Here is a 6,323-nt window from a genome sequence, read left to right as displayed (position 1 = left end):
TAACCGTAGAAGGGCAACAGGAGCATAAAACGACCGGGAACTATCTTGCCCAGATTGACGGTGACAACGCCTTGCAGGTCAAAGGTGATGTGGCCCAAAAAATCCAGGGCGTATTCAGTGTTGACGCGAACGGCGACCTCACTGTGCAAAGTGGCAGCAAAATCAGCCTGCGAGTCGGCGGTAATTTTATCGTCATTCATGCCGGGGGCGTTGATATCAAAGGCCCGGCCATTAATCTCAATTCCGGTGGCAGCCCGGGGGACTTATTGCAACCGGCGAATCCGGCGATTTTACAGGCCGCCGCCAGTGCCGGCTCCCTGTTCGTCGCGCACTGTCCAATGAAGGATGATCAGTAATGGCAGAAGAAAAACGTTATGCCGTCATTGACGGTGCCGCCGAACCCCGGCTGTTTTTTGTCCTGGAACATTTTGATCCACCGGTGACGTGCCTGTATGACGAGTCTTTACAGCCTGAACTCTTGAAGGTGGCCCCGTATCTGGTGGAAGTGACCGAAAAAGTCGGGCTTTTTCTGGCAGAATGGGGAACGCCCTGGGGAATACTCCTTCACTCGCAAGCCGACATGAAAACACTGCGCCAGCATCTGCGTAAATACCTTCAGGTCTTATTGCCCGATCAGGCCAAGCCGGTGTTTTTCCGGTTTTATGACCCGCGCAATATCTGGGATTTTCTCAGCATCCTGAGTGACTGGGAAATTCACTGTTTTCTCGGGCCGATAGATAAAATTGCCACAAATTATGCTGGCATTGACAGACAGGATAATTTTCACGCCGCCAGAAAACAATTTCCCGCCGAAGCCCGTTCCAGACAAAAAATGTTGAAAATTACCAAAGAGCAATATGCTCATTTCAACCATCTCTTCGCGCAAAGATATATTAATAAATTGACGCATTTTATTAATGAAGTGAGTTATTATCATGCAGCCGATGCAATGAATATTCCACACTCCGTCCTTACGGCACTTTCAGACAAGATATTAATCAACCCGCTTCCTAATATTCCGTCTTCTCCAACCCATATAGATGAAGAGGCATTAATACGTCATCAAAATCTGGCAGAGGCGTGTTTTTATTTTTGTCAGGATAACGAAATCACCGATGAACGTTCTATCCGGGGATTTCTCTATCTGCTGATGGAAAGACGCATTGAGCAGTTTCAACACATCCCGCCAACATGGTTAGCCCAACTCAGCGATAATCAAGGGCCAGGCTACTATCGAATGGAAAAATTATTAAAACGCGAATTAGGGTTTATCCCCAAATAAACCGGCTAATAAGGTAATTGATATGACTCAACAACGCATTTCTCCCCCTGCCGGGGCTGCTTGCATGACCTGTAACAACCCCGATCCCTGTCTCTGTGAAATCAGTGTCACTTTTGATAAGAAAACTCAGGTCTGGCCTAAAAAGCCTATGATTAACATGAACCTTGTTGATGATGGGAAAGGCCAAACCGGGACGATACAAATTGCAGAAAAGTGTGATCACGCCAAACATCAGGCTGTACTGCTTGGGGGACCGAAAGAGAAAACATTAAAATTTAATACGCCTGAAAAGGTCACGTTATTCTACAAAGAGCATTTAGAAGATACCGATATTGAAAACGGTCTGGAGAGCATCGGGTCTTATCTGTCTAATATTGCCAACCCTACCGATATGTACAAAGCTCCCCGATATTATAAGCTCGTGACAGAAGCCTGTACGGGTCGTCAAAAGTACGCGACGATAGCGGTTTACCCCTCGGTCAGTTTTATGGTCTCGGTGGGATTTGGCTTTGATTTTTCCCATGGTGAACGGCCCATTAAAGAACGGCGTGATGAACAGAGAAAAGCCCGTCAGGCTATGGAAAATGTCAAACCTAAAGATGGCAATAAATTACGGGGCGGGTGGACCGTTCACACTGACCAATTTTACCTGACCAGAGAGACAGCCCTTAACGTTGAGTATGCCTTGACCGTTCAGGATATGGATTATTCAAACAAATTTGCCAAAGCCAACAAAGTCAGGAAAACCCGGGAGAGTTTAGATGCCATCAATCGGGTCGAAAAGCTGTTGGGATACACGAAAAAATACCTGGCGCCCGCGCCTGATTCAAAAGGTCAAGGTACCCATGATTACCAACTGTTTGACCTCAAAATTGCTCCCATCAATATCGGGCTGGCTTATGCGTATAACCGAACCACCTCAGTCGCTGACAGTTCCCATTTTGTGGGTTTCAGTGCCGCCCCGTTTATGGGCATGACCGCCAAACTGGACCTTATCCAAATGGGTGCCGCTTATTGCAAGATAGACAAAATCGCCGCCAAATTCCGGAAAGCAATAGAACGTAAGAATGCGAATGATAAAAACTACTTAGAGATTGAATGCTGCCTTATTTTAGCCTGCAATCTGTCCTTTCAGCTGGGTGCTGCCTATAAAAGCAAGCAATGGACTTTTGATGCCGGTAATAAGAATGATCTGAAATTAAGCCTGGAAGGAAAAATAAATGCCGCTTTTAAGACCAGGATTATGATAATGGAAGTTGCGCTAAATGCGAAAGGCGCTGTCAAAACGGCGGCGGGTTTTAAATTCGATCAACATGATAAGGGGATCGATCTCGTCGGTTACCATGATGGGATTACGGCTGAAATTGAGGTAACTGCGGATACAAAGAAAGAAAAAGATAGAAAATCTATAGCTAAAGTCAAGAAGAAGTGGGTCATTGCCGATCCACTAAAGGCCAGCGAATCCCCGTTAAGAATTAATCTGCTAGGGGAAGAACGGCTTATTACCCGGCCAGAGACAGTCCCAGGGGCTGAAACCGCGCCGTGGGAAATGGGCTATAACCCTAAACCTAAGCTGGATAATATCCCATTTATCAATTCGGGATTCCCAGGAATGAGATAAAAAGGATCAGAAATGAAATTAAAACTGTTATTACTGTTATCAGGAGTGCTTGTTATGTCCAGTGCTAACGCAGATGAACCCAGACTCTATATTCGCAGCGGATTCGATATCCAATATGCCTTTTGTGCCATTAAAACTAATGACGTACTGGGAATGGATAACCGTAATTCAGCCCTAGCAGGCCGAGGATTTGGTACTGGAAGCACGGGCTCTATGCTATTCTTGGCCAATGGCGAAAATGAAATTAGTCTGGAATTTGGTGCTTTGGGTTGGTTCTCCCCAGATGAAATGTCAGATAAAGCCCGTAACTATTTCAACCCTGAAGCGACATGCAAGCTGGAGCTGACCGCCATGCATGGTAAAGACAGTCAGATACTGACAGCGATTGAAGTGGCGATTGATAAAAATGGTCAGCCCGTGACAACAAAATCGAAGGATGAAATCAAATATGCCACTATCAGTACGCCGGTTATCCGCCATGTAATACAGGCGGATAATGTAGAAGCCGGACATATCGAGAAACAATATTTTGATCCAACAGAATATCCACCTAATATGACCTTATACCGATTTAGTCGTCATGTGAAAATCAGTGGCTTACCTGACTGGGAATGGGTAAAAGCAACACCTTATACCGATACCCCAGAACAACGCCAACAACTGCAACAAGCCTATATGGCTATCTGGCAAGCCTATAATGCCAAAGATTTAAATACGCTTCGTGAGCAACAAAAAGTCGCGCTTAAAGCCTGGGCCTGGTCAACCGGTGAAAGTGAAGAGAATATTTTCACTGATCAATCTGTTTACCGTAATATCAAAACAACAAGCTTCAGAATGATACCAATTAACTGGAATGATTACAGAATCCAGATAATGAATCAGGGCAGAATGGTCAAGTTAGTAAATAAGTCAATTTTAGAATATTCCCCAATATCCTACCACTACGTTGATGATGAGGATGGCGAAACAGTTCTATCTACTATTGCACCCATTTTTTCATTAATTAACGGTCGATTTGTCCAGGTAATTTAATTAACCCATATCGGGTTATTTAACCCGATATTTTTTCTTGACTTTGAATAACACTTCATTATGTTTAATAATAAAAAACTCCCAATTGTATTATTATTTATATTACCCATCACGGGGCTATCTAAAGAAAGTGAAAATTCTATAAATAACAAAATAGAACCCATTGATTACAGATTAGAAATTGAAGTAAATAAATGCTCAATTGAGTTATTTATTAATGGAATGAGAATCCTTTCATATTATGATAAAGAACCGATGAATACACTAATCGGCATAGGTGAATATCTGAAACCTAAAAATAATACAATACAATTTTATGCTCAGTCATCAGTTCAGTCATCTGATATAAAAAAGGATATTTTCGATTCAGGCTCAATATGTAACTTCACACTAGAAGCAAGAAATAGATTCGAAATGCCTGATCTAAAACCAGTTATGAGTATAAAATACAATCCTAATGATAATATAGAACATAATATTTCTGACTCATCTCTTGATATAAAATCGGAAAATGAACAATTGGCGAGATTATTAGGACGCAACAAGATAAATCATAACAACGAAAAATACTATTATGAATCATCACAACAATTTGATATAAAAAACGATTACCCTGTATGGAACTGGGTAAATTCCTATCAATTTTCAAAAGAAAATAACGTTATAGATTCATTACCAGAAAAATATCAATCAGCGCTTATTTCTGCTTATAAAGAATATTGGGCGTTATTAAAAAGCAAGGATCTTCAAGGATTGAAGCAACTGCATAAAGAATTCCTGGATGAATCAGTCAGAGCTAATGGTGGAAATAATGATGATTATTTCTCATCAATAGGATTAGATGAAATTATAAATTCACCAGATCTTCAACTTTTACCTTTAGATTTTAATCAATCTAAAATTGATATTTCTCTGGATGGCCGGGTTGTTTTTATGTCTCCCTCACCACTTGTATTTATTAACAAAAATAATAGAAAAAACAAGACACTATTAAATCCAAAATATCGGTTCGATGGAAATAGATTTATTTTAACCCGATAATGATATGAAAAAAAAGAGGGTTTATCCCTCTTTGAATAATAGATAATATTACCTCTATAGCTTAAAGCAAGATTCAAGGTACTATCTGTAAAAGGTATACTTACCACAACAAGGGGAGGTAAAACAGCACTGTCAGCGGGATTAAAATGTGATGATTCAGGCTTAGGGATTTATTTCTCACATGAGGGAATAAAAGCTTATTTTGAAGTGGAAGTAAAAGCTGGATATATACAAAAAGAAAGTAAATCAGTGAGTAATACAAAAGGAAGAAGTAAAAATTCAGGTATAAACCTAATTAAAGCCGATGTGATGATATGTGATAAAGATGAATTTTGCCCATTTTATTTTATTGATTTTAAATGAAAATATATTATGCGTAATTATAAAATTTTTCTAACTGTATTATTATTCACATTATCCATAACCGGGTTATCTAAAGAGAGTAAAAATTCCATGAATAACGAAGTTGCACTTATTATTATGTAAATCTAAGTGTTCAATGTATTTAATTATCAATATTAGAGTTAGATACATTTTTAAACCCGACTGATTTCCAACTTTTAGCATTTAGCCAATCAAGAATTGAATTATCCCTTGATGGTCGAGTTGTCTCTATGTCACCCTCACCACTCAGTTTTATTGATAAAGAAAACCATTCAAGAACCTCAATAAATCCAAGATATCATTTTGATGGAAATAGATTTATTTTAACTCGATAAAAACATAAGAACACAAATAACAAAGAAGACTTGTTAATAAAGAGATTCATTCAAAATTTCCAATAAACCCTCAATATTATATTGGTAATGAGAGATTTATTACAACTCGCTAATGACATGCAATAAAAAGAAGTTTTCACCCTATTTAATGAATAGGAAATTTATTCTTCAAAATAAACTTAATTTCTCTTAAATAAGGAAAACACAATGGGAAACGCAGTAAAAATAGGGGATATCGGTACCGCACATGATGATTGTGAAGCGACACCGGTGATTTCCGGTTCCACCAGTGTGAAAGCCGATGGGATCCCTCTCGCCCGCCAAGGCGATAACTTAGCACCGCATTCCTCTCATCCCCGAACCATTACAGGCGGTTCCAGCACAGTCTTTATTGATGGCAAACCCGCCGCCAGAACCGGTGATGCCGTCAGTTGTGGTGGCGTGGTCATTGGTGGGGGCAGCGTCAATATTGGTTGAACAGGCTGCCCAGAACCAACCAACCCGTTAAGCCAATAAACACCACATGACAATGTCATCAGGAGGAAAATAATGGCAGATTCAGGACTGATTTTTACCCTCACCGTGGGTAACCTCCCGGCTCAAACCTTTGCCGTGGTTGAATTTACAC

General features: G+C 40.3%; 6 protein-coding genes and 1 pseudogene. All 7 read left to right on the top strand.

Features of this window, described 5'->3' with window-relative positions:
• Positions 1–356: pseudogene (locus C5469_RS21840) on the top strand (type VI secretion system Vgr family protein); the annotation flags it as partial.
• Positions 356–1,282: a DUF4123 domain-containing protein gene (locus C5469_RS21835; RefSeq protein WP_166310720.1), complete on the top strand. Its 927-nt coding sequence runs from the start codon at positions 356–358 to the stop codon at positions 1,280–1,282. The pseudogene C5469_RS21840 and the gene C5469_RS21835, both read left to right, overlap by 1 nt.
• A 22-nt stretch (positions 1,283–1,304) precedes the next feature.
• Positions 1,305–2,903 carry a hypothetical protein gene (locus C5469_RS21830; protein ID WP_166310718.1) on the top strand — a complete coding sequence of 533 codons (1,599 nt, stop codon included), beginning with the start codon at positions 1,305–1,307 and terminating at the stop codon, positions 2,901–2,903.
• A gap of 54 nt (positions 2,904–2,957) precedes the next feature.
• A complete protein-coding gene (locus C5469_RS21825; protein ID WP_242689561.1) occupies positions 2,958–3,935 on the top strand; it encodes a hypothetical protein in 978 nt (325 codons plus the stop codon).
• 60 nt (positions 3,936–3,995) lie between these two features.
• Positions 3,996–4,976, top strand: a complete 981-nt coding sequence (locus C5469_RS21820) for a hypothetical protein (RefSeq protein WP_166310714.1) — start codon at positions 3,996–3,998, stop codon at positions 4,974–4,976.
• Between the two features lie 207 nt (positions 4,977–5,183).
• Positions 5,184–5,339, top strand: a complete 156-nt coding sequence (locus C5469_RS21815; protein ID WP_166310712.1) for a hypothetical protein — start codon at positions 5,184–5,186, stop codon at positions 5,337–5,339.
• Positions 5,340–5,902: 563 nt separating this feature from the next.
• Positions 5,903–6,172 carry a type VI secretion system PAAR protein gene (locus C5469_RS21810; protein WP_166310710.1) on the top strand — a complete coding sequence of 90 codons (270 nt, stop codon included), beginning with the start codon at positions 5,903–5,905 and terminating at the stop codon, positions 6,170–6,172.
• The last annotated feature ends 151 nt before the right edge of the window (positions 6,173–6,323 follow it).

Origin of the sequence: Photorhabdus cinerea, assembly GCF_011189575.1 — a bacterium.
Lineage (GTDB): Bacteria > Pseudomonadota > Gammaproteobacteria > Enterobacterales > Enterobacteriaceae > Photorhabdus > Photorhabdus cinerea.
Note: the sequence above shows the minus strand (reverse complement) of the source record. Positions and strands in the feature narration are given on the sequence as shown.

Bases quoted from the DNA above. Each gene is read 5' to 3' on its own strand.
- C5469_RS21835 (WP_166310720.1), top strand. From the start codon at position 356: ATGGCAGAAGAAAAACGTTATGCCGTCATTGACGGTGCCGCCGAACCC.
- C5469_RS21830 (WP_166310718.1), top strand. From the start codon at position 1,305: ATGACTCAACAACGCATTTCTCCCCCTGCCGGGGCTGCTTGCATGACC.
- C5469_RS21825 (WP_242689561.1), top strand. From the start codon at position 2,958: ATGTCCAGTGCTAACGCAGATGAACCCAGACTCTATATTCGCAGCGGA.
- C5469_RS21820 (WP_166310714.1), top strand. From the start codon at position 3,996: ATGTTTAATAATAAAAAACTCCCAATTGTATTATTATTTATATTACCC.
- C5469_RS21810 (WP_166310710.1), top strand. From the start codon at position 5,903: ATGGGAAACGCAGTAAAAATAGGGGATATCGGTACCGCACATGATGAT.